This is a genomic window from Sphingomonas lacusdianchii (assembly GCF_022664395.1).
In the GTDB taxonomy this organism is placed as follows: domain Bacteria; phylum Pseudomonadota; class Alphaproteobacteria; order Sphingomonadales; family Sphingomonadaceae; genus Sphingomonas; species Sphingomonas lacusdianchii.
This window is the reverse complement of the sequence record NZ_JAKRET010000003.1, coordinates 350,508-372,898: the sequence shown is the minus strand read 5'-3', so window position 1 is coordinate 372,898 and position 22,391 is coordinate 350,508. Positions and strand designations below refer to the sequence as shown.

Genomic DNA, 22,391 nt, shown 5'->3' with positions numbered 1-22,391 from the left:
ATCCGCCCTAGGGCATCGGGCAAGGCAACCGACGGCAGATGAGGGATGATATGGCGATGCAGGACTGGTCCGCGATCGAAGCGCTGAAGCAAACCAGACTGACCGAGCTGTTCGGGCAGGACCCCGACCGGCTGGGCAAGCTGACCCTCGATGTCGGCGGCATCCATTTCGACTTTGCCAAGACGCATCTCGACGATGCCGCGCTGCAGGCGTTCACCGGCCTTGCTGCGACGATGGAGCTTGCCGCAAAGCGCGACGCGCTGTTCAGCGGGCAGGTCGTCAACGTCACCGAAGGGCGCGCCGCGACGCACACCGCCGAGCGTGGCGAGGGGAACCCGGAAGACGTCGCGCAGGCGCGCGGATTTCAGGCGCGGATGCGGCAGGTTATCGACGCGATCGAGGCCGATGCCTTCGGTCCGGTCCGCCACATCCTGCATGTCGGCATCGGCGGGTCGGCGCTCGGCCCCGACCTGATCTTCGACGCGCTGGGCCGGGACGAGGACAAGTACGACGTCGCGATCGTGTCCAACGTCGACGGCGTGGCGATGGAGGAAGCGCTCAAGGGCTTCGACCCCGCCGCCACACTGCTGGTCGTCGCGTCCAAGACCTTCACCACCACCGAGACGATGCTGAACGCGGCATCGGCGCTGGCATGGATGAGCGAGGGCGGGGTCGAGGACCCCTATGGCCGGGTGATCGCGCTGACCGCCGCGCCCGACAAAGCGGTGGAATGGGGCGTCGACGAAACCCGCGTGCTGCCCTTTGCCGAGAGTGTCGGCGGGCGCTATTCGCTGTGGTCGTCGATCGGCTTCCCGTTCGCACTGGCGCTGGGTTTCCAGGCCTATGAGGAATTGCTGGAAGGCGCGGCCGAGATGGACCGCCATTTCCGCCTTGCCGACCTTACGAAGAATGCGCCGGTACTCGCCGCCTTCGCCGACCTCTATTATTCGCAGGTCATGGGCCTCGAGACGCGGGCGACCTTTGCCTATGACGAGCGGCTGCGATTGCTGCCCTCCTATCTGCAGCAGCTCGAAATGGAATCGAACGGCAAGTCGGTGACGGCGGCGGGCGAGCCGCTGGGCCGCAATTCGGCGGCGATCACCTGGGGCGGGGTCGGCACCGACGCGCAGCATGCGGTGTTCCAGCTGCTGCATCAGGGGACGCGGATCGTGCCGCTGGAATTCGTCGCGGTGATCGAGGCGGGCGATACGCTCGACCCCGGTCATCACCGGCAGCTGCTGCTCAACGCCTTCGCACAGGGCGCGGCGCTGATGGCGGGCAAGCATAATGACGATCCGGCGCGTGCCTATGCCGGCGACCGGCCGTCGTCGACGATCCTGCTGAAAGACCTCGACGCCCGCAGTCTCGGCGCGCTGATCGCCTTTTACGAGGCGCGGACGTTCGTGAACGCGGCGCTGCTCGGCATCAATCCGTTCGACCAGTTCGGCGTCGAGCTAGGCAAGGAAATGGCGAAGGCAGCCGATCGCGGTGGTCAGACGTTCGATGCGTCGACCAACGACCTTCTGGCACGGGCAGGACTCGCATGAGCGATTACGACTACGACCTTTTCGTCATCGGCGCGGGATCGGGCGGCACCCGCGCCGCCCGCGTATCGGCGGCGCATGGCGCGAAAGTCGCGGTGGCGGAGGAGTATCGCGTCGGCGGTACCTGCGTCATCCGCGGCTGCGTGCCGAAGAAGCTGCTGGTCTATGGCGCGCATTTCGCCGAGGATCTGCGCGATGCGAATGCGTTCGGATGGGACGTCCCGCCGCAATGCGACTTCTCCTGGCCCCGGCTGCGCGACAATGTCCTGAGCGAGGTCGACCGGATCAACGGCGCCTATACCAGCACGCTGGAAAATCACGGCGTCGAGATCCTTCACGAGCGCGCGACGGTGACCGGACCGCATTCGGTAAAGCTGTCGAGCGGACGCGAAGTAACCGCCGAGCGTATCCTGATCGCGGTCGGGGCCAAGCCGGCGGTGCCGTCCTGTCCGGGGCACGAACATGGCATCACCTCGAACGAGGCGTTTCATCTCGACGCGATCCCGAAGCGCATCCTTATCGCCGGTGCGGGCTATATCGCCAACGAGTTCGCGGGTGTGTTCCACCAGTTCGGCGCGCACGTCATCCTCATCAACCGTACCGACGTGATCCTGCGCGGCTATGACGAATCGATCCGCGACCGGTTGCTGCAGATTTCGATGACCAAGGGGATCGAATTCCGCTTCCACGCCGAGTTCGAGGGGATCGAGAAGGGCGCCGACGGCTGTCTGACGGTCAAGATGTCGAACCATGAGCCGGTGACGGTCGACATGGTGATGTTCGCGACCGGCCGCGTCCCCAATACTGAAGGGCTGGGGCTGGAGTCGGCGGGCGTCGAGCTGGACGACAAGGGCGCGGTGAAGGTCAACGACCAAGCGCAATCGACCTGCCCGTCCATCTATGCGGTCGGCGACGTCACCAACCGGGTGCAGCTGACCCCGGTTGCGATCCGCGAGGGGCAGGCCTTTGCCGACCGGACCTATGGCGGCAAGGACGTGACGGTCGATTACGACTGTATTCCGAGCGCGGTGTTCAGCCATCCGCCGATGGCGGGCGTCGGCATGACCGAGGGCGAGGCCAAGTCGAAGCTGGGATCGGTGAAGGTCTATCTGTCCGACTTCCGCCCGATGAAGAACGTGCTGGCCGGGCGCAACGAACGCGCGTTGTACAAGATGATCTGTGACGACGTGACCGGGCGGATCGTCGGGCTGCACATGATCGGACCCGATGCGCCGGAAATCCTGCAGGCGGCGGCGATCGCCGTGAAGGCCGGACTGACCAAGGAGCAGTTCGACCAGACCGTGGCGCTGCACCCGACCATGGCCGAAGAACTGGTGTTGATGAAGTAGTGTAGTGGTGGGGCGTTCCGGCCCGCTGCCGCGAGCGGAACGCCAAATCCTCCCCATTTCATGGGGAGGGGGACCAGCCAAAGGCTGGTGGAGGGGGGTGTCCGCATACGGCACGGTTGCGTTGCGCCGCGATCCCCCTCCACCAGCCTGCGGCTGGTCCCCCTCCCCGCGGAGCGGGGAGGAGTTAGTCGTCCGCCAATATCGCGTCCGCTTCGGATACCCGTTCCCCGCCAACCCGCTCGCCGATCACCGTCGTCACCGCGACGTTCATCGTCACATTGCCGAGCGTCCGGACGATATCGGGCAGCGTCTCGACCGCGACCAGCAGGGCGAGCGGCTCGACCGGCACGCCCATCGCCACCGCGATCGGCGCGATCGACGAAACGAAGCTGATCTGCCCCGGCAGGCTGGCCGCGCCCATCGTCGTGATCGCCCCCGCCGCGATCCCCGCCGCGATCTGCCCGGCGCCCAGCGGTACGCCGAACACATGCGCGACGTACAGCGCGACGCCGAGGTTCATTGCCGGCCCGGTCGCCCGGAACAGCGCCACCGCCATCGGCAGCACCACGCCCGACGTCGCCACCGGCACGCCGAGGTCGCCCGACCCCTTCAGCATCGCCGGCAGCGAGGCGAGCGAGCTTTGCGTCGAGATCGCCACCGCCTGTGCCGGCGCGGTCCCTTTCAGGAAGCGCGCGATCGACACCCGCCCGCCGAACCGCGCAAGCGGATAGGCGAGCAGCCATATCGACAGCCCCACCGTCATCAGCACCAGCACATAATGGACCAGCGCCCCGAAGGCGGCGGTCCCGGCCCGCGCCCCCACGACATAGCCGAGCGCGAACACGCCGATCGGCCCCAGCCACAACACCCAGTTGATGACGATCAGCATCGTGTCGGCGATCGCCTGAAACAGCCGTACCAGCACATGGCGATTGTCCTGCGGCAGCCGCGTCATCGCGAAGCCGAAGACGAGCGTGAACAGGATCAGCGGCAGGAACTGGTCGTTGGCCGCCGCCGATACCGGATTGGTCGGGACGATCGCGACGAGGAAGTCGGTGAAGGGCGGCACCTTTGCCGCCGGAGCGGCGGTGCCGAACGTCGCGCGCAACGCTTGTGCGGCGGTCTCGCCCAAGGGAAACAGATCGAGCAGCGACAGCGTGACCAGCGCGCCGAGGGCCGACGATGTCCACAGGATGACGATGAACAGCAACAGCGACCGGGTCGCGATCCGGCCTGCCCGCGCCGCCTCCGCCGTCTGGGCGATGCCGGTGATGAGCAGCGCCACCACCAGCGGCACGATGGTCATGCGCAGCGCGTTCAGCCATGCGGTCCCGATCGGTTCGGCGATGGCGATGCCCGACAATGCGGTGTCTGGCGATTGCGCGGCCAGCCCGATGCCCAGCGCCAGCCCTGCGCCCAATCCCGCCAATATTCGTGTCGCTTGCGACATGCTCGCCCTTTTAACAAAGTGGCGGTAATAGCCGCGCCACGCAAAGGCTCAACCTGAAGGCGTATGGCACGATGGCAAGGAAATATTTCGGCACCGACGGTATACGCGGGCTGACCAACAGCAAGCCGATGACCGCCGAGATGGCGATGCGGATCGGCATGGCGGCGGGCGCGCATTTCCGGCGCGGCGATCATCGTCACCGCGTGGTGATCGGCAAGGACACGCGGCTGTCGGGCTATATGCTCGAAAACGCGATGGTCGCGGGCTTCACTTCGGTCGGGATGGACGTGGTGCTGGTCGGGCCGATGCCGACGCCGGCGGTGGCGATGCTGACCCATTCGATGCGCGCCGATATGGGCGTGATGATCTCCGCCAGCCATAATCCGTTCCACGACAATGGCATCAAGCTGTTCGGGCCGGACGGGTACAAGCTGTCCGATGCCGACGAACTGGCGATCGAGGCGTTGATCGATAGCGACGAGATCGAACTGTCGGCACCCGGCGATATCGGCCGCGCCAAGCGGATCGAGGACGCGCGCGGCCGCTATATCCATTTCGCCAAGGCGACCTTTCCCGAGAACCTTCGGCTCGACGGGATGAAGCTGGTGCTCGATTGCGCCAATGGTGCCGCCTATAATGTCGCGCCGGCCGCGCTGTGGGAATTGGGGGCGGAGGTGATCGCGATCGGCGTGACCCCCGATGGCAAGAACATCAACGACCGCGTCGGATCGACCGCGCCGCAGCTCCTGTCGGAAACGGTGGTGGCGTCGGGCGCGCAGATCGGCATCGCGCTGGACGGCGATGCCGACCGGCTGATCGTCGTCGACGAAGCGGGGCGGGTGATCGATGGCGACCAGTTGATGGCGACGATCGCCGCCAGCTGGGCGCGGGCCGGCCGGTTGAAGGGCGGCGGGCTGGTCGCGACGGTCATGTCGAACCTCGGCCTCGAACGCCATCTCTCGGCGCAGGGGCTGGGGCTGGTGCGCACCGCGGTCGGCGATCGGCACGTCCTCGAAAAAATGCGGACCTCGGGCTATAATGTCGGCGGCGAGCAGTCGGGGCATATCATCCTGTCGGACTATGCGACGACCGGCGACGGGCTGGTCGCGGCGTTGCAGGTGCTGGCCGAAGTGCAGCGCGCGGGCGCGCCGGCGAGCGAGGTGTTGCACCGTTTCGACCCGTTGCCGCAATTGCTCAAGAATGTCCGCTTCGCCGGCGGCAAGCCGCTCGACGATCCGCGGGTCAAGGACGTCGTCGCGGGCGTCGAGGCGGAACTTGCGGGACGCGGGCGGCTGGTTCTCCGCGCATCGGGGACCGAGCCGGTGATCCGGGTGATGGCCGAGGGCGACGACCGGGGCCAGGTCGAGCAGGTCGTCGACCGCATCTGCGACGCGGTGCGGCAGGCGGCTGCCTGATGCTGGAGATGAAGCCCAAGTGCGAACGCTGCGATGCGTCGCTGCCGGCGGCGGCGCATGGCGCGTTCATCTGTTCGCACGAATGCACCTTTTGCGCGGATTGCGCCGACGAACTTGATGAGGTGTGCCCGAATTGTCGGGGCGAACTGGTCGATCGGCCGACGCGCCGCAAATAAATTCTCCCCGGCACGGGGAGGGGGACCAGCGAAGCTGGTGGAGGGGGGGGGGGCGCATACGGAGCCGTTGCGTTGCGCCGCCGATCCCCCTCCACCATCCGCTGCGCGGACGGTCCCCCTCCCCGCAGGCGGGGAGGAACTTGCTCTCCGCTCCGGTCATGCTAACGCCACCGACATGACCACGCCCCGCATCCTGATCGTCGCCGGTTCCGACTCCGGTGGCGGCGCCGGTATCCAGGCGGATATCAAGACCGCGACGATGCTCGGCTGTCACGCCATGACCGCGATCACCGCGATCACCGCGCAGAACACGCTGGGCGTCGATGCCGTCCATCCGGTGCCGACCGACATGGTGATGGCGCAGATCGACGCGGTGGTCCGCGACATCGGCGTCGACGCGGTCAAGATCGGCATGATCGGATCGGCGCGCACCGCCCATGCACTGGCCGACCGGTTGCGCGAGTTGCGCGGCATTCCGGTCGTGTTCGATCCCGTCATGATCGCGACCAGTGGCGCGCGGCTCGCCGACGAGGCGACGGTCGCGGCGTTCGAACGGCTGATGGCGGTGGCGACGGTCGCCACGCCCAACCTGCTCGAGCTGGCGGCGCTGGGCGGGGCCGATACGGTGCTGGATCATGGCTGCGCGCTGCTCGAAAAGGGTGGCCATGGCGAGGGCGAGGTGGTGATCGACCGCCTGCACCAGCGCAAGGGCGGCACCGCGCCGCTGGTCGAATGGTCGGCGCCGCGCGTCGACGGCATGGCGACGCATGGCACCGGCTGCACTTTGTCGACCGCCATCGCCTGCGAACTGGCGAAGGAATGGACGCTGGCCGAGGCGATCGGCCGGGCGCGCAGCTTCGTGCGGATCGCGATGCAGGGCGCCGAGGAACTGGGGCGCGGTGCGGGGCCGATGGCGCAGCAGGACGTGCGGCTCGACCTCAACCAGTCGCGCTGGTCGCCGATGCTCAATCAGGTGACGGTGCCCGCGAGCGACGTGCCGGCCAGCGAGTATTTCTATCGCCTGCTCGGCCTCAAACCCATCGTCCGCTCCAGCCGCCGCTATGCCCGTTTCGAGACCGAGGGCGGGGCGACCTTTTCGATCGAGATGACCGAGGAACGCAAGGTGCCGGCGGTCTATTTCGAGGTCGGCGACCTTGACGTGATCGTGCCCTATCTGAAGGGGCAAGGCGTGTCCTTCGCACAGGAACCGGTCGACCGCCCCTGGGGCTGGCGCGAGGCGCGACTGTTCGATCCGGCGGGCAACGAGGTCTGCCTGTATCAGGCGGGCGAGATGCGGCGCTATCCGCCGTGGCGCATCGCCGATGCCTGACTGGAGCCACGAGGCGCGCCATGTCGGGCCGGTGGCGGGGGTGGACGAAGCCGGGCGCGGGCCGCTCGCCGGGCCGGTCGTCGCGGCGGCGGTAGTGCTCGACCGCGATTGCATTCCGGATGGCCTCAACGATTCGAAGCAGTTGAGTGCGAAGCGGCGCGCCGATCTGCACGCGCGATTGCTCGATTGCGCGACCGTCGGTGTCGGTATCGCGAGCGTCGAGGAGATCGACCGGCTCAACATCCTGTGGGCGACGATGCTGGCGATGGAACGCGCCGTCGATGCGCTGGGGATGGCGTGCGGCATGGTGCTGGTCGACGGCAATCGCTGCCCGAAATGGAGTCATCCCAGCGTCGCGGTGATCGGCGGCGACGCGATCAGCCTGTCGATCGCGGCGGCGTCGATCGTCGCCAAGCAGACGCGCGACGCGATGATGGTCGAAGCCGATGCGCTGCATCCGGGCTATGGCTGGGCGTCGAACAAGGGCTATGGCGCGAAGGTGCATTTGGACGCGCTGCGGACGCTCGGGCCGACGCCGCTGCATCGGCGCAGTTTCGCACCGGTCGCGCAGATGTGTTTGGCGCTTTAATTCCTCCCCGCTCCGCGGGGAGGGGGACCAGCGAAGCTGGTGGAGGGGGCTGTCGGTGCAACGCAACGGCTCCGTATGCCGCGATCCCCCTCCACCACCGCGTCGCGGCGGTCCCCCTCCCCGTGCCGGGGAGGATTTGCGACGAACCGATGGCTACCAGATGTTGAGTCCGGGTGCGTTCGACAGACTCAATATCTGCCCTTCGGCGACTCGATTCGTCGCCGGAACGAATCTACCAAACCACAAGAGTCAAGCATTTCCGCTTGACCGCGACTCGCTGATTCCCCGAAATGGAGCCGATTCAAGGGGGACTGGCGACGATGGTAGCGACGAAAATCCGGGCAAAGGCGCCCAAGACGGTGACGCTGCCGCTCGACCGGATCCTGATGGACGATTGCATCGACGCGATGCGCTCGCTGCCGGCCAAGTCGATCGACTGCATCTTCGCCGACCCGCCCTACAACCTGCAACTTGGCGGTGACCTGCTGCGTCCCGATGGTAGCCAGGTCGATGCGGTCGACGATGATTGGGACAAGTTCGACAGCTTCGCCGCCTATGACAAGTTCACCCGCGACTGGCTGGGCGAGGCGCGCCGCATCCTTAAGCCCGCCGGCACGATCTGGGTCATCGGCAGCTATCACAATATCTACCGCGTCGGGTCGATCGTGCAGGACCAGGGCTTCTGGATCCTGAACGACATCGTGTGGCGCAAGTCGAACCCGATGCCCAATTTCAAGGGCACACGCTTTACCAACGCGCATGAGACGATGATCTGGGCATCGATGGGCGAAAAGGCGCGCTACACCTTCAACTATCGGCAGATGAAGACGCTGAACGACGAACTGCAGATGCGGTCGGATTGGGAATTCCCGATCTGCGGCGGGCCGGAGCGGCTGCGCAAGGACGGGACGAAGGTCCATCCGACGCAGAAGCCCGAGGCGCTGCTGTACCGCGTGCTGCTGGCATCGACCAATCCTGGTGATGTCGTGCTCGACCCGTTCTTCGGCACCGGCACGACCGGGGCGGTCGCCAAGCGGCTGGGGCGGCACTTCATCGGCATCGAGCGCGACGCGACCTATGTCGAGGCGGCGACGGCGCGGATCGAGGCGGCACTGCCGCTCGACGAATCGGCGATCCGGGCGATGCGCGCCCCGACCAAGCCGCCGCGCGTGGCGTTCGGCGTGCTGGTCGAAAACGGCCTGTTGCCAGCCGGATCGGTCGTCACCGATGCCAAGCGCCGGTTCCGCGCGACGGTGCTGGCCGATGGGTCGCTGCTGTCCGACTGCGGCACGGCGGGGTCGATCCACAAGCTCGGTTCGACGTTGCAGAATGCGCCGTCGTGCAATGGCTGGACCTTCTGGCATAGCGAGGGGCCGAACGGGCTGACCCCGGTCGATGCACTGCGCCAGCAATGGCTGCTCGCGACTCAGCCCTGATGTATCTGCGGCCGGTCCGCTTCGTCGACACACCGGTCGGGTTGCCCGATGGCAGCGTGGCGCGACTGGCGGGCGGGATGCTGTGGTTCGCGGCCTATGAGGTACGCGAACGCGGTGGCGGGCGGACGGTCGTGCCGGTCGCCGGCTTCGATGCGTGGGCGGCGGGCCTGCCTTTGGAGAAGGCCGAGCGCGCGCGGCTGTTGCATCGGCGGATCACGACGTCGCGTGCTCCGCTGACGCTCGGCGAGCGGGTGGTGCGCTTCGATCAGCCGCAGGTGATGGCGATCCTCAACGTCACGCCCGACAGTTTCTCCGACGGCGGCCGGCATGTCGACAATCCGGCGGGTGCGGCGGCGGTCGGGGTGGCGATGGCGGCGGCGGGCGCGGCGCTGATCGATCTGGGCGGCGAATCGACCAAGCCCGGCGCGGCGACGGTGTGGGAAGGCGACGAGATCGCCCGCGTCGTGCCGGTCGTCGAGCGACTGGCGGCGGCGGGGGTCGCGATCTCGGTCGACACGCGCAAGGCGGCGGTGATGGAGGCGACGCTGGCGGCGGGCGCGCATCTGGTCAACGACGTCGCCGCGCTGGCCTATGATCCGCGCGCGCTGGACGTCGTGGTCGCAAGCGGCTGCCCGGTGGTGCTGATGCATTCGCCCGCCCCGGCGCAGGGGCCGCATGGCGGAAACGGCTATCGCAATCCGCTGCTCGACGTGTTCGACTGGCTGGAAGCGCGGGTCGAGGCGGTGGTCGCCGCCGGGGTCGATCGCGCGAAGATCGTGGTCGATCCCGGCATCGGCTTCGGCAAGGCGCTGTCGGACAATCTGGCGCTGGTGAACGGGCTGGCGCTGTTCCATGGCCTTGGCTGTCCGGTGCTGCTGGGGGCCAGTCGCAAGCGGATCATCGGCGCGCTGTCGAACGAGGCGGCGGCGGACCAGCGCCTCGGCGGATCGGTCGCGCTGGCGCTGGCCGGGGTCGAGCGTGGCGCGCAGATCGTGCGGGTGCATGACGTGGCCGAAACGGTGCAGGCGATCCGCGTCTGGCGCGGCCTGCGTGATGCTGCCTTGGTCGCGCCATAAGGCGTCCGCTATAGCGGCGCGCATGGTTCGCGTTCTCCTGTTGCTCGCCGCGCTGTCGGCGCTGTTCGCCAATGCCGCGCAGGCGCAGCAAAATGGCTTCGATCTGGCCGGTCCCGACGTGTCGGTCATGGTCAGGCGCGGCGACGTCGAACTGCCGGTCGCGGCGGTGCCGGCGCTGCGCGGCGGCGACACGCTGACCGCGAAGGCGCTGCTGCCCGACGATCAGGCGGCGCGCTATCTGCTGGTCGTCGCCTTTCTGCGCGGGGCGACCAATCCGCCGCCCAAGGATTGGTTCTTCTCGGTCGAGACGTGGAACCGGAAGAAGAACGTCCTGACCGTGACGGTGCCCGAGGGCGCCGAGCAGGTGCTGCTGTTCCTCGCCCCCGAAGCCGGTGGCGGCTTTTCGGCGGTGCGCGGCGCGGTGCGGGGCCGGCCGGGCGTGTTCGTCCGCGCGGCGCAGGATCTGTATCAGGCATCGCTCGACCGGCAACGACTGGACGCGTTCGTCGGCGCGATCGGCCGGATCGGCGAGCGCGCGCCCGAACGACTCGCCACTGCAGCGCCGGTGCTCGCCGATGCGCTCCGGATCAAGCTCAACGCCGACTGCCTGCTGCGCCAGCGCGCGTTGCAGGCGACATGCCTGACCCAGCAGCGCGATTCGCTGGTATTGCAGGCGCAGCGCGGCGCGACGCTGACCGAGACGCTGACCGGTGCCCCGGTCGACCTCGCCTACCGGGTGGCGGCGACGCGCGAGGGCGGGGCGGGCTATTACAGCCCCTATATCGGCCTTGCGCGCGATCTGGCGCGGCTGTTCGGGGCGTTTCGCAGCGCGCAATATCAATATCTTCCGGCCCTGGCGCTGGGGCAGGGTCAGGCGATCCACCTGCAACTGAACAGCGCGCCGTCGTTCCAGAATCCGCGATCGGTGCTGGTCGCGCCGCTACCGCCGATCGGCGATGCGCCGCCGCCTTTGTGGCGGTCGGCGGCGCCCGGCGCGCTTTGCCTTGCCAGGCCCGACCTCGTGCTGCCGCTCGACGATGCGTCGCTGCTGTTCGCGACCGATTATGCGCGCGATCTGGTGCTGCGTGTGACGGGCGCCGATGGGAAGGTGGCGACACTGCCACTGACCCCCGATGCCGAGCGCGGCGGGCTGGTGCTGGCGACCGGCGCGGTACAGGCGGCGGGGCCGGTGACCGAAGCGGTGGTGCAGGGACGCTGGGGCTTCGATGCGTTCAGCGGTCCGCGCGTGCCGGCGCAACTCGACGGGCCGGGGGCATGGACGGTGCAGCCCGATGCGACGGTGATCGTCGGGCGCGACCATCCGCTGACCCTGCGTGGCGGCGCGGCGGCGTGCGTTGCAGGACTGACGCTGCGCGACGCAGCGGGTCTCAGTCGGTCGTTGACGTGGAAGTCGGCCGCGCCCGATGCGCTCGATGTGACATTACCGCTGGCCAAGACCCGCCCCGGCGCGCTGGCGTTGACCGTCGTCCGCTTCGGCGCGGTCGCGCCCGATCAGATCGCGCTGACCGGACGTGCCGAACCGAGCCGGCTCGATCGCTTCACCATCCATGCCGGCGACCGCGAGGGCGTGCTGGAGGGGGCGCGGCTCGATCAGGTGACGGGGCTGACGGTCGGCGCCACCCGCTTCGCGGCGGGCGCGCTCACGCGCGTCGGGGAGGGGGATCGCCTGACCCTGAGCAGCGAACAGCCGCTGGCCGAAGCGGGGGAGAACGCTGCGGTGCAGCTTCGCGACGGGCGGACGGCGACGGTGGCGGCGATGATCGCTCCGGCCCGGCCGGTGGCGACGTTGCTCGACCGCCGGGTCGCCTATGACACGCCGACGGGTGCGCTGCCGATCGAACTGCCCGAGGGGCTGGTGCCGACCGGGGCGACGCTGACCTTCTCGACGCGGATCGCCGGGGGCCTAAGTGGTGGTGAGGACGGGGTCGAGATCGCGAATGGCGACACGACGAAGCGGCTGACCATCGCCTCGGGGGCGGTGCAGCGGGTCGGCGACGATATCGCGGTGACGACGATCGCCCCGCAATCGGCGTTCGGTGCGGCGGCGGCGGGGGCGTTGCGCTTCCGGCCATGGCGCGGCGGGGCGGCGGGGGCGTGGCAGCCGCTGGGGTCGCTGGTCCGCCTGCCGGTGCTGAGCGGGGCCGCGTGTCGCGAACGCTGCACGGTCAGCGGTCGCGACCTGTTCGTCGTCGCCGCGATCGGCACGACGCCGGACATGAAGGATGCGACGCCGCTGCCCGCCGGATTCGTCGGCGGATCGGTCGAAGTGCCTGCGGCGCAGGACGCGCTCTACCTGCGGCTGCACGACGCGCCCGATGCGGTGCTGCGGGTGAAGATGCCGACCAAATAAGGGGAAGGGCGATTCGCCCGAACTCTCTGGTCGGGGCGACAGGATTCGAACCTGCGACCCCCACACCCCCAGTGTGATGCGCTACCAGGCTGCGCTACGCCCCGATCAGAGAGGGCGTGCCTTTAGGCCGGGTTTCCGGCCCATGCAAGCCCGAAGCGTGCAAGCGGGCAAATGTTGCGTGCGACCCGTGCAGATGATAGCTGCCCGCAATTGACAGGATGCCGTGTTCGCGGCGTCCGCTATCTCGGACATTCAGGCCAGCAATGCTCGTACCTTCCGCTTTTGCCCAGTCCGCTGCCGCGCCCGCGGCATCGGGTGGTTTCCTCGGCACGCTGATCGGCATCGCGCCGCTGCTGCTGATCTTCGTCGCCTTCTACTTCCTGCTGATCCGTCCGCAGTCGAAGCGGATGAAGACGCTGCAAGCGTCGATCGCTGCCGTGAAGCGCGGTGACCAGGTCGTCACCGCCGGCGGCATCATCGGCAAGGTGACCAAGGTCGAGGAGACCTTTGTCGAGGTCGAGATCGCCGCCAATACCCGCGTCCGCGTGGTCAAGGCGACCATCGCCGAGGTCACGCCGCCCGCCGGCGCCAAGCCCGCGAACGACTGATGCTCGACTTTCCGCGCTGGAAACGGATCGCCATCTGGGCATCCGTGATCCTGTTGTCGCTGTTCGCGGTGCCGAGCCTGCTGCCCGAAGCCATGCGGGCGAAGCTGCCTGCATGGTACGCGTCGCAGACGATCAATCTCGGCCTCGACCTTGCGGGCGGCAGCTACATCCTGCTCGAAGCGAAGACCGAAGACGTCGCCGCGACCCAGATCGAGGCGATGCGCGAGCGGATCGCGACCGAGATGCGTCGCCAGCCGCGTGTCGCCATCGGCGATATCTCGACGCGGGGCGGACAGATCAGCTTCATGGTCCGCGACGCGACGCAGGTCGATGCCGCGCGCGAGAAGCTGCTCAGCCTGACCGGCGGTGGTGCCGGCATGACCGGCCAGCGCGAATGGGACATCGAGGTGCGCGATACCACGCGCTTCGTCCTGACCCCGACCCAGGCCGGTTTGCGCCTGACCGTCGAGAATGCGATGAAGGACGCGACCGAGGTCGTGCGCCGCCGCATCGACGAACTGGGCACGCGCGAACCGACGATCATCCAGCAGGGCACCAACCGCATCGTCGTGCAGGTGCCGGGGCTTTCCGATCCGAAGGCGCTGAAGGACTTGCTCGGCAAGACCGCGCGGCTCGAATTCAAGCTGGTCGACCTGACCGCCGATCCGGCCGCCGTCGCGCGCGGACAGGCACCGGCCGGCAGCCAGATCCTGCCCTATCCGGCGCAGGGTGCGCCGATTGCGGTCAAGCGCTCGACGATCATCTCGGGCGATCAGCTCGCCGATGCGCGTCAGACCTATGACCAGAACGGTCAGCCCAACGTCACGATCAACTTCAATTCGGAAGGCGGTCGCCGCTTCGCGAAAGTGACGCAGGAAAATACCGGCAAGCCGTTCGCGATCATCGTCGACAATTCGGTCATTTCCGCGCCGAACATCAACGAACCGATCCTCGGCGGCAGCGCGACGATCAGCGGTGGCTTCACCGTCGACAGCGCCAATCAGCTTTCGATTGCACTGCGCTCGGGCAAGCTGCCGGTCGACCTGACCGTCGTGCAGGAAAGCACCGTCAGCCCCGAACTGGGCGCCGATTCGATCAAGGCGGGCGTCACCGCCGCGATCATCGCCACGGTGGCGGTCATCGCGTTCATGGTCATGACCTATGGCCGGTTCGGCATCTACTCGACGATCGCCGTCGTGCTGAACATCCTGATGATCCTTGCGGTCATGGCGTTCCTGAAGGCGACGCTGACGTTGCCCGGCATCGCCGGCTTCGTGCTAACCATCGGTACCGCGGTCGATGCCAACGTGCTCATCAACGAACGTATCCGCGAGGAACGGCGGCGCGGCCGATCGGTGCTCCAGTCGCTCGAACTGGGCTATAAGGAAGCGAGCCGTACCATCTTCGAGGCGAACGTGACCCACGCCATCGCCGGCGGGATCATGCTGATCCTCGGTTCCGGCCCGATCCGCGGATTCGCGGTCGTGCTGCTGCTCGGCATCGCCAGCTCGGTGTTCACCGCCGTCACCTTCACGCGGATGCTGGTCGCCGGATGGATGCGCCGCAACCGTCCGACCGACATCCATATTTAAGGCCCGGCCGTCATGCGTCTCATCAAGCTGGTCCCCGACAACACCAATATCCGCTTCGTCGCGCTGCGGAAGATCGCGTTCACCGTCACGCTGATCCTCAGCATTCTGGCGGTCGGGCTGGTGTTCGTCCGCGGCCTCAACTTCGGCGTCGACTTCATGGGCGGCGTCGCGATCGAAGAGAAGTTCGCCAGCCCGCCGGCGATCGATCGCGTGCGCGCGACGATCGAGCGGCTGGGTGTGGGCGAACCCGCGATCCAGCAGTTCGGCGACCCGACCCTGGTGTCGATCCGTCTGCCGGTGCCGGAAGGCGATGCCGGCGCGACCGACCGTCTGGTCGAACGGGTGAAGACCGCGCTCGCCAGCGAATTTCCGGGAGCAACCTTCAGCAACTATTCGACCGTGTCGGGCAAGGTGTCCGAGGAGCTGGTGACCAACGGCGTGCTCGCCGTATTGCTGGCGATCGTCGGTATCGCGATCTTCTCGTGGTTCCGCTACGAATGGCAGTTCGGCGTGTCGACCGCGGTCGCGATCATCCACGACGTTCTGATGACGCTCGGCTTCTTCGCGCTGTTCCGCGATCAGTTCGCGTTCGACCTGACCATCGTCGCGGCGGTGCTGACGATCATCGGCTATTCGATCAACGACAAGATGGTGATCGACGACCGTATCCGCGAAAACATGCGCAAGTACCGCAAGATGGAGATGCGCGAGCTGATCGATCTGTCGGTCAACGAAACGCTGCCGCGCACCGTCATGACCTCGCTGACCATCCTGCTGGCGCTGACCGCGCTGATCGTGTTCGGCGGCCATGTGCTGCGCGGCTTCACCGCGGCGATGATCCTCGGCGTGATCGTCGGTACCTATTCGTCCATCTATGTGTCGTCGTCGCTGCTCATCACGCTGGGGCTGAAGCCCGGTGCGCCGGTGGGTGAGGGGACGGTCAAGGAACCGGTCCCGCAAAAGGGCGCGCGGTGAAGCTCGACCGGACCCGCCGGGGCGACGGCCCGCTCGTATCGGGCATGACGGCCGGCGGGTTCCGGGTCGATGACGGCATCTATCCGGCGCTGCTGATGACGCCGCAGCGAGCCGACCTGTGGGAACCGCCCGCGTTCGAGGCGCTCGATGCCGATGCGCTGACGGCGGTGCTGGGCATCGACCCGGCGCCGGAATTCCTGTTGCTCGGCACCGGCGCGACGCTGCGCCAGCCGCCGCGCGCGCTGGTCCGTGCGCTCGATGCGCGCGGGCTGGGGATCGAGGCGATGGACAGCCGCGCGGCGGCACGCGCCTGGGGCGTGCTTCGCGACGAAGGGCGGCGGATCGTCGCGGCCTTCTACCCCTTCTGACCGACCAGCGCGGTCAGGTGATCGCGTAGCTCCAGCGCATTGCGCTCCCAGCTATAGCCATCGACCGTCGCGCGCGTCGCGGCCGGATCGGCTGGCTGCGACAGCACTGCTGCAATCCCCTGCGAAAATGCCGCCGCGTTGCGCGCGACGATGCGGCCGGCGGCGGGCCGGGTTACGACCTCGCGTGCTGCTCCGGCGTCGGGAATGACGATCGGCGTCCCGCTCGCCAATGCCTCGACCCATGCATTGGCCAGCCCCTCCGACGACGATGCCAGCGCCATCACGTCCGCCGCCGCCAGCAGATCGGGCAGGCTGTCATGCGGCAGTGCCCCGCATAGCCGGACCCGGTCGCCAACCCCCAGTTCCGCGATCCGCCCCGCCAGCGCCGCCTGATCCGGTCCGCCGCCGACGATCCACAGCGTCACGCCGGGCAGGGCGGCGACCGCCTCCAGCACGATGCCATGTCCCTTTCGCGCGATCAGCGCGCCGAGCGACACGACCAGCGGACTGGCCACGCCCAACCGTGCCTTCGCCTTGACCCGGTCGACGGTGCCGAACCGGCTGCGGTCGATACCGGTGCGGTGCACCCGGACCGGGCGGTCGATCCCGGCAGCGGCGATATCGGCGGCCATCGACTGCGACACTGCCAGCAAGCCATCGGCGTCCCGCCCCGCCGCCCGGACCTGCTTGGCGGTCGCGGGCGCATGGCCCCAATGATGAATGTCCGCGCCCCGCGCCTTGATCGACACCGGAACGCCATAGCGCCGCCCCAGCGCCACCGCCGCCGGCCCGTCGGGAAAGAAAAATTCGGCGTCGAGTACGTCGAACCGGAATGTTTCGCGCAAGCCATCCAGATGCGGCGTCAGGCATCGCACCAGCGCGTCGGCATGAAACCGGCCGTGCGTGGCGGGCAGGTTCAGGAAGCGCGGGCGATCGACGCTCAGACCCTTCCAGTCTTCGTGGAGCGGCAGGCGCGCGAGCGGACGATAGCCCGGATGGAGCGAAAGCGGAAAGGGCGGCAGCCCGATCGGCGCGACGACGCGGACCTCCACATCGTCCAGCGCCGCGAGACCCAGCGTCTGCCGTTCGACGAACACCCCGAAATTCGGCCGGGTGGCGTCGGGGAACAGCGTGGCGAGGGTCAGGACGCGCAACATCGCCGCCCGCCATAGCCGATAATGGTGAAGGCTTTGCCGCGAAAACGGGCCGGGGCGGCAGGCCCCGGCCCCATCCGCATCAGGCGTTCAGCGTGTGGTCCAGCGTGATTTCGGCATTCAATAGCTTGGAAATCGGGCAGCCGGCCTTGGCGCCCGCCGCGATCTCCTCGAACTTCGCCTGGTCGATGCCGGGGACGTTGGCGGTCAGCGTCAGCGCCGACTTCGTCACCTTGAACCCGTCGCCATCCTTGTCGAGGCTGACCTTCGCCGTGGTTTCCAGCGTGCCGTCACTATAGCCGGCACCAGCCAGTGCGAAGCTGAGCGCCATGGTGAAGCAGCTGGCATGGGCAGCCGCAATCAGTTCCTCGGGATTGGTGCCCTTGCCGTCCTCGAACCGGGTGTTGAAGCCATATTGCTGGTTGTCGAGCACGCCGGACTGGGTCGAGACATGGCCTTTGCCGTCCTTGCCGAGACCTTCATAGCGAGCGGATGCACTGCGGATCATGCGGAAACCTTTGCGATAGAGAGAGGGCGGACCCGTTGCTGGACCCGCCCTTCAGAATTCGTCACACCGGCGAAGGTTCAACGGCAGCGGCCGCGCTGTCCGCTGCGTTCGATCTCGCGGCCGGCGAGCGCACCGGCGGCACCGCCGAGCAGCGTGCCGAGCGTCCGGTCGCCGCGGGTATCGACCGTGCGGCCGACCAGCGCGCCGGCCACGCCGCCGACGACCAGCCCGGTCGTGCCATTGGGCTTGCGGCAATAGCGACGTCCGTCACGGCCCCGCCATTCGCGATATTTGTAGCGCCGCTGCGCCTCCGCCTCGGTCTTGCCGACCGAAATGCCGTGCTTGGTCCAGGTCGTCCCGACCGGGGCCATCAGCGATGCGGCGGCCAGCGCCAGCATGATATTGCGCATGGGGGATTTCCTTTCGTCCATGTCGTTGCTGGCCGGTTTAACGCACCCTCCGCCTGACGGTTTCATGAACGAAACGACAGCTTGCACCTGTCCCCCGACGGGACGTTTCGTCAGCCGCTCTGGGGCGAGAACCCGAGCGGATAGCGCGCCACCGACTCGTACCATGCGCCGGCATGGCCGACATGGCTTTCGTACAGGATGAAGTGATCGAATCGCATCGGCGGCGAGGCGAGGCCCGCATGGGCAGCCAGAAACGCTTCGGTCGGTCCGCTCGATTTGTTGAGCCGGGCCAAAGTGATATGCGGCAGGAACGCACGTCCCTCGGGCGGCAGGCCGAGCCGGACCAGCGCATGGTCGACCTTGCGATGCAGCGCCGCCACCGCATTGTGCGGCGTCACCCCCGCCCATAGGGCGCGGCCGCGCCGCCCGGCATCGAACTGTCCGACACCCGATAGCGCGAGGTCGAACGCGGGCGCGCGAACCCCCTGCAGAACCACGGCAATATCCTCGGCCATCGGTCGTTCGACCTCGCCGACATAGCGCAGTGTCAGGTGCAGTTGCTCGTCATCCTGCCACCGTGCACCCTCGACGCCGTCCTGCACGTCGAACAGCGTCTCGCGCATCGGCGACGGCGGGCGCAGGGCGATAAACAGACGGTGCATTGCGGATTCTCCCGGCAGCGTAACAAAATGTTGCTCCCCGCGTATGGCTTGAAATCGCCGCCGCGGCGGACGATATTTCCATCATCCGGCATGAGTGCCGGGAAGAGGAGTTTACAATGGCGAACTGGTCCGATCCCCGGACGACGGCCGCACCGATTACCCGTACGCGCGACCGCGACATGGCGCGCGACGAAGGGCTGCGGTCCTACATGCTTTCGGTGTACAATTACATGGCCTCCGGCGTGCTGTTGACCGGCATCGTCGCGCTGTTGTTTTCGTGGGGTGGCGACACCTCGCCGGCGGCGGCCGTCTTCTATCAGCCGGGCATCCTGAAATACGCGATCATCTTCTCGCCGCTGATCTTCGTGATGGTGTTGAGCTTCGGCATCAACCGTCTGTCGACCGGCGCGGCGCAGGGGCTGTTCTGGGCGTTCGCAGCGATCATGGGTCTGTCGATGTCGACGATCTTCCTGCGCTACACCGGTTCTTCGATCGCGCTGACCTTCTTCGCGACCACGGCCGCGTTTCTGTCGCTAAGCCTGTATGGCTACACGACGAAGCGCGACCTGACCGGGTTCGGCACCTTCCTCATCATGGGTCTGGTCGGTCTGATCGTGGCGTCGCTGCTCAACCTGTTCTTCCAGTCGGGCATGATGAGCATGGTCATCAGCGCGATCGGCGTACTGCTGTTCGCGGGCCTCACCGCATATGATACGCAGCGGATCAAGGGCCTCTATTACCAGGTCGCCGGTACCGATTTCGCGGGCAAGGCGGTCATCATGGGTGCGCTGTCGCTGTATCTCGACTTCGTGAACATGTTCCAGTTCCTGTTGTCGTTCCTCGGCAATCGCGACTGATCGCTGCATCACCGACGATGCGAAAGGCCCGGCGGGAAACCGTCGGGCCTTTTCGTATTCGGGGAACGTCCTTCGTGATCCTTTCGTTTTTGTGCGTGAAGGAGTGAGGGACATGACCAACGACACCACCGGAATCGACGAAAAGGCGCTCTCGTCGCTGTCGGTCGCCCCGGACGGCAATGAAAGCGAAGCGCACACCCCGCCGGGACGCGGCGATGCGGGTGGCGATCACAGCATCGCCGGCCGGATGGAAAGCGATCCGGGCGACAGTGATGCGCGGCTCGACCGCGGGCTCGACGAATCGATGGACGCGTCGGACCCGCCTGCCTCGACCCAGCCGATCCACAATAACGGTCCGGCACCGTCGTCGGGCTATGATCCCGAGCAGGAAGCGAAACTGGCGCGGGACGGCAAGGCCGACTGACCGTACGGAAGCGGTTGTACAGGACGCGGCGTGTCGGCTGGTGCCGGCGCGCCGCGTTCGCTATGGAGGGGGCATGACGACCGATCGGTGGTTCCGGCCCGTGCTGCGGGTCCTCGCGGTGCTGTTGCTGGCGGTGCAGGCGGTGGTGCCGGCACAGGCGGCGGTCACGATCACCTTCTGGTCGCAGGAATTCGGCCAGAATTTCCCGCACGCCTTTTTCAGCTTTTCAGGCACGCCCGATGCCGGCGGACCAGCGGTCGATGGCAGCTATGGCTTCACGGCGAAGGCGATTACGCCCGCTTTTGCTGACCGGATCGGTCGGGGGGCGGATCGACCGCCCGAAGCCATCCTATATCGATCGCAGCAACGCCCATTTCTCGGTCGTGCTGACCGATGCGCAATATGCCGCGGTCCGGTCGCTGATCGACGAATGGGGCGAGGCGGGCGATTCGCACTATAATCTCAACCGCCGCAACTGCGTCCATTTCGTCGCGGAGGCCGCGCGACGATCGGGCCTGACCGTCGTCGAGGACCGGAAGCTGATGAAGAAGCCGCGCTCCTTCACCCAGTCGCTCGAACGCGCCAATGCCGGACGGGTGACCGTGATCGAATTGCCGGCCAAGGCCTATTTCGCGTCGCTCGGCCCCCCGGTCGTCGCGGTCGGAGCGGCGCCGCTGCCGCACTGACCTCTTTCGCGTTCGGGGGAAATCCGGCAGTCCTGCACTGTCGGGTAACGGGAGTCGGTGGATGCGGCGGTGGACGATCGGAGTGCTGGCGTTGCTGGCCGGATGCGGGCAGGCCGACGAACCCGCTGCGTCGGTCAATCTGTCGCAGGACGATCCGATCCTGCCCTTCCCGTCGCCCACGCCGGAGACGATGGCGGCGATCCCGACGCGCTTCGTGGGCAGCTGGGACAGCGACGGCGCCGCCTGTGCCGCCGATCCGGCCGGTGCGAACCGGCTGATCGTTACGGCCAACGCCCTGCGCATCGGCGAGCGCGACGTGCCGGTGCGCGGCATTACCGTCGCCGATGCCGGGGCGATCGATGTCGATGTCGTCGGCGACCGTGGCGGCATTACCGAGCAGCGCCGCTATCGCCTTGCGCTGGGCGAGGGCGGGACGCTCGACATGAACGGCGATGCCGGGCCGGTCCGTCGTGTCCGTTGCGATGCGCCGGCCGGTGCCGAGGCGGCGGCGCGCAACGCGATCGCGCTCAACCTCGCCCCCGACGGGTTGCAGACCGTTGCCGGGGCCAGCAGCCGGTCGCTCGCCTTCGGCAGCCCGAGCGAGATCGTGCTGCGCGTCGTCGAGGCGGCGACCCAGACGCTGCCCGAACGTTCGCGCAACGAGGATTGCGGCGAAGGGCCGCTCGACATTGCCACCTATCCGAAGATTGCGGTCTATTTCCAGGAGGGCCGCTTCGTCGGCTGGTCGGCGCGCGGTCGTGGCCTCACGACGATGAGCGGAGTCGGCATCGGCGCCAAGCGCGCTACCGTCGAATCGTCGATCGACGCGCCGGTCGAGGAAACCAGCCTCGGCCGCGAATTTAGCAGCGGCGGCCTGTCCGGCATCTATGACGCGAAGGACAATGTCACCGCTTTGTGGGCGGGCAGCACCTGCATCGCCCGGTGATCGCGCCGGCAACGCCCGACGATGCGGCGGCGGTGGTCGCGCTGTGGCAGCGTTGCGACCTGACCCGGCCGTGGAACGACCCGCACGCCGATTTCGCAAGGGCATTGACGGGCGCGACATCGACCGTGCTGCTGGCCCGCGACGATGGCGACGTCATCGGCAGCGTCATGGTCGGCCATGACGGACATCGCGGCTGGATCTATTATCTCGCGGTCACGCCCGATCTGCAGGGGCAGGGGATCGGCCGCGCCTTGTTCGCTGCTGCCGAGGACTGGCTACGCGATGCCGGCGCGCCCAAGGTGCAGTTGATGGTCCGCAGCGACAATGCCGCCGCGCTAGGCTTCTATGCCGCGATCGGCCTTGCGCGGCAGGACGTCGTCGTGCTCGGTCGCTTCCTGACCGACGCCGTACCCTGACATGCTAGGCTACTGATAGTCACTTGCAAAAGCAGTAACGGCGGCGTAC

23 protein-coding genes and 1 tRNA gene are annotated in these 22,391 nt (G+C 67.5%); 18 read left to right on the top strand and 6 right to left on the bottom strand.

Features of this window, described 5'->3' with window-relative positions:
• Positions 1-38: 38 nt before the first annotated feature.
• Together pgi and gorA are read left to right on the top strand one after the other, a co-directional pair.
• Positions 39-1,547 carry a glucose-6-phosphate isomerase gene (pgi, locus tag MF607_RS06695; protein ID WP_242116787.1) on the top strand — a complete coding sequence of 503 codons (1,509 nt, stop codon included), beginning with the start codon at positions 39-41 and terminating at the stop codon, positions 1,545-1,547.
• Positions 1,544-2,893 carry a glutathione-disulfide reductase gene (gene gorA, locus MF607_RS06690; protein ID WP_242116786.1) on the top strand — a complete coding sequence of 450 codons (1,350 nt, stop codon included), beginning with the start codon at positions 1,544-1,546 and terminating at the stop codon, positions 2,891-2,893. The genes pgi and gorA overlap by 4 nt, the downstream gene beginning before the upstream one ends.
• 184 nt (positions 2,894-3,077) lie before the next feature.
• On the opposite strand, the gene MF607_RS06685 is transcribed toward gorA, so the two are convergent.
• The gene (locus MF607_RS06685; RefSeq protein ID WP_242116785.1) at positions 3,078-4,343 is read right to left on the bottom strand and encodes a dicarboxylate/amino acid:cation symporter; all 1,266 of its coding nucleotides are present in this window, start codon (positions 4,341-4,343) and stop codon (positions 3,078-3,080) included.
• Positions 4,344-4,414: 71 nt separating this feature from the next.
• Between MF607_RS06685 and glmM the strand changes: the two genes are divergently transcribed.
• From glmM to MF607_RS06650, 7 genes are all read left to right on the top strand, one after another.
• Positions 4,415-5,758, top strand: coding sequence for a phosphoglucosamine mutase (gene glmM / locus MF607_RS06680; RefSeq protein ID WP_242116784.1), 1,344 nt, complete (start codon positions 4,415-4,417; stop codon positions 5,756-5,758).
• Entirely contained in the window at positions 5,758-5,934 is a 177-nt protein-coding gene (locus MF607_RS06675) for a DUF1272 domain-containing protein (protein WP_242116783.1), read from the top strand. Before glmM ends, MF607_RS06675 begins: the two co-directional genes overlap by 1 nt.
• A 175-nt stretch (positions 5,935-6,109) precedes the next feature.
• Positions 6,110-7,264 carry a bifunctional hydroxymethylpyrimidine kinase/phosphomethylpyrimidine kinase gene (gene thiD / locus MF607_RS06670; protein ID WP_242116782.1) on the top strand — a complete coding sequence of 385 codons (1,155 nt, stop codon included), beginning with the start codon at positions 6,110-6,112 and terminating at the stop codon, positions 7,262-7,264.
• Complete coding sequence (rnhB, locus tag MF607_RS06665; RefSeq protein ID WP_242116781.1) at positions 7,257-7,853, top strand: ribonuclease HII; 597 nt, start codon at positions 7,257-7,259, stop codon at positions 7,851-7,853. Before thiD ends, rnhB begins: the two co-directional genes overlap by 8 nt.
• Before the next feature lie 320 nt (positions 7,854-8,173).
• Positions 8,174-9,289, top strand: coding sequence for a site-specific DNA-methyltransferase (locus tag MF607_RS06660; RefSeq protein WP_242116780.1), 1,116 nt, complete (start codon positions 8,174-8,176; stop codon positions 9,287-9,289).
• Positions 9,289-10,365: a dihydropteroate synthase gene (gene folP / locus MF607_RS06655; protein WP_431311910.1), complete on the top strand. Its 1,077-nt coding sequence runs from the start codon at positions 9,289-9,291 to the stop codon at positions 10,363-10,365. The genes MF607_RS06660 and folP overlap by 1 nt, the downstream gene beginning before the upstream one ends.
• 22 nt (positions 10,366-10,387) lie before the next feature.
• Entirely contained in the window at positions 10,388-12,736 is a 2,349-nt protein-coding gene (locus MF607_RS06650; RefSeq protein ID WP_242116778.1) for a hypothetical protein, read from the top strand.
• Positions 12,737-12,763: 27 nt separating this feature from the next.
• On the opposite strand, the gene MF607_RS06645 is transcribed toward MF607_RS06650, so the two are convergent.
• Positions 12,764-12,840: transfer RNA gene (locus MF607_RS06645), tRNA-Pro, on the bottom strand.
• A gap of 159 nt (positions 12,841-12,999) precedes the next feature.
• On the opposite strand from MF607_RS06645, the gene yajC reads away from it, so the two are divergent.
• From yajC to MF607_RS06625, 4 genes are read left to right on the top strand one after another with little or no spacing between them, the layout of a single operon-like run.
• A complete protein-coding gene (yajC, locus tag MF607_RS06640) occupies positions 13,000-13,344 on the top strand; it encodes a preprotein translocase subunit YajC (RefSeq protein ID WP_056456166.1) in 345 nt (114 codons plus the stop codon).
• Positions 13,344-14,936, top strand: coding sequence for a protein translocase subunit SecD (gene secD / locus MF607_RS06635; protein ID WP_242116777.1), 1,593 nt, complete (start codon positions 13,344-13,346; stop codon positions 14,934-14,936). Before yajC ends, secD begins: the two co-directional genes overlap by 1 nt.
• Before the next feature lie 12 nt (positions 14,937-14,948).
• The gene (gene secF / locus MF607_RS06630; RefSeq protein WP_242116776.1) at positions 14,949-15,911 is read left to right on the top strand and encodes a protein translocase subunit SecF; all 963 of its coding nucleotides are present in this window, start codon (positions 14,949-14,951) and stop codon (positions 15,909-15,911) included.
• On the top strand, positions 15,908-16,279 hold the full coding sequence (locus MF607_RS06625; protein ID WP_242116775.1) for an MTH938/NDUFAF3 family protein: 372 nt from the start codon (positions 15,908-15,910) through the stop codon (positions 16,277-16,279). The genes secF and MF607_RS06625 overlap by 4 nt, the downstream gene beginning before the upstream one ends.
• On the opposite strand, the gene MF607_RS06620 is transcribed toward MF607_RS06625, so the two are convergent.
• The 4 genes from MF607_RS06620 to thpR all read right to left on the bottom strand — a co-directional run bounded on the left by MF607_RS06620 (position 16,267) and on the right by thpR (position 19,013).
• Entirely contained in the window at positions 16,267-17,436 is a 1,170-nt protein-coding gene (locus MF607_RS06620; protein WP_242116774.1) for a glycosyltransferase, read from the bottom strand. The two genes, MF607_RS06625 and MF607_RS06620, sit on opposite strands and share 13 nt — an antisense overlap.
• Before the next feature lie 79 nt (positions 17,437-17,515).
• A complete protein-coding gene (locus MF607_RS06615; RefSeq protein ID WP_242116773.1) occupies positions 17,516-17,941 on the bottom strand; it encodes an OsmC family protein in 426 nt (141 codons plus the stop codon).
• Positions 17,942-18,018: 77 nt separating this feature from the next.
• The gene (locus tag MF607_RS06610; protein WP_242116772.1) at positions 18,019-18,351 is read right to left on the bottom strand and encodes a glycine zipper 2TM domain-containing protein; all 333 of its coding nucleotides are present in this window, start codon (positions 18,349-18,351) and stop codon (positions 18,019-18,021) included.
• 110 nt (positions 18,352-18,461) lie between these two features.
• Positions 18,462-19,013, bottom strand: a complete 552-nt coding sequence (thpR, locus tag MF607_RS06605; protein ID WP_242116771.1) for an RNA 2',3'-cyclic phosphodiesterase — start codon at positions 19,011-19,013, stop codon at positions 18,462-18,464.
• Between the two features lie 116 nt (positions 19,014-19,129).
• On the opposite strand from thpR, the gene MF607_RS06600 reads away from it, so the two are divergent.
• The 5 genes from MF607_RS06600 (at position 19,130) to MF607_RS06580 (ending at position 22,342) form a co-directional block, all read left to right on the top strand.
• A complete protein-coding gene (locus tag MF607_RS06600) occupies positions 19,130-19,870 on the top strand; it encodes a Bax inhibitor-1/YccA family protein (RefSeq protein WP_242116770.1) in 741 nt (246 codons plus the stop codon).
• A 112-nt stretch (positions 19,871-19,982) separates the two neighbouring features.
• Positions 19,983-20,294, top strand: a complete 312-nt coding sequence (locus tag MF607_RS06595; RefSeq protein WP_242116769.1) for a hypothetical protein — start codon at positions 19,983-19,985, stop codon at positions 20,292-20,294.
• 302 nt (positions 20,295-20,596) lie between these two features.
• A complete protein-coding gene (locus MF607_RS06590; protein WP_242116768.1) occupies positions 20,597-20,980 on the top strand; it encodes a hypothetical protein in 384 nt (127 codons plus the stop codon).
• Positions 20,981-21,041: 61 nt separating this feature from the next.
• Complete coding sequence (locus MF607_RS06585; protein WP_242116767.1) at positions 21,042-21,926, top strand: hypothetical protein; 885 nt, start codon at positions 21,042-21,044, stop codon at positions 21,924-21,926.
• On the top strand, positions 21,923-22,342 hold the full coding sequence (locus MF607_RS06580; RefSeq protein WP_242116766.1) for a GNAT family acetyltransferase: 420 nt from the start codon (positions 21,923-21,925) through the stop codon (positions 22,340-22,342). Before MF607_RS06585 ends, MF607_RS06580 begins: the two co-directional genes overlap by 4 nt.
• The last annotated feature ends 49 nt before the right edge of the window (positions 22,343-22,391 follow it).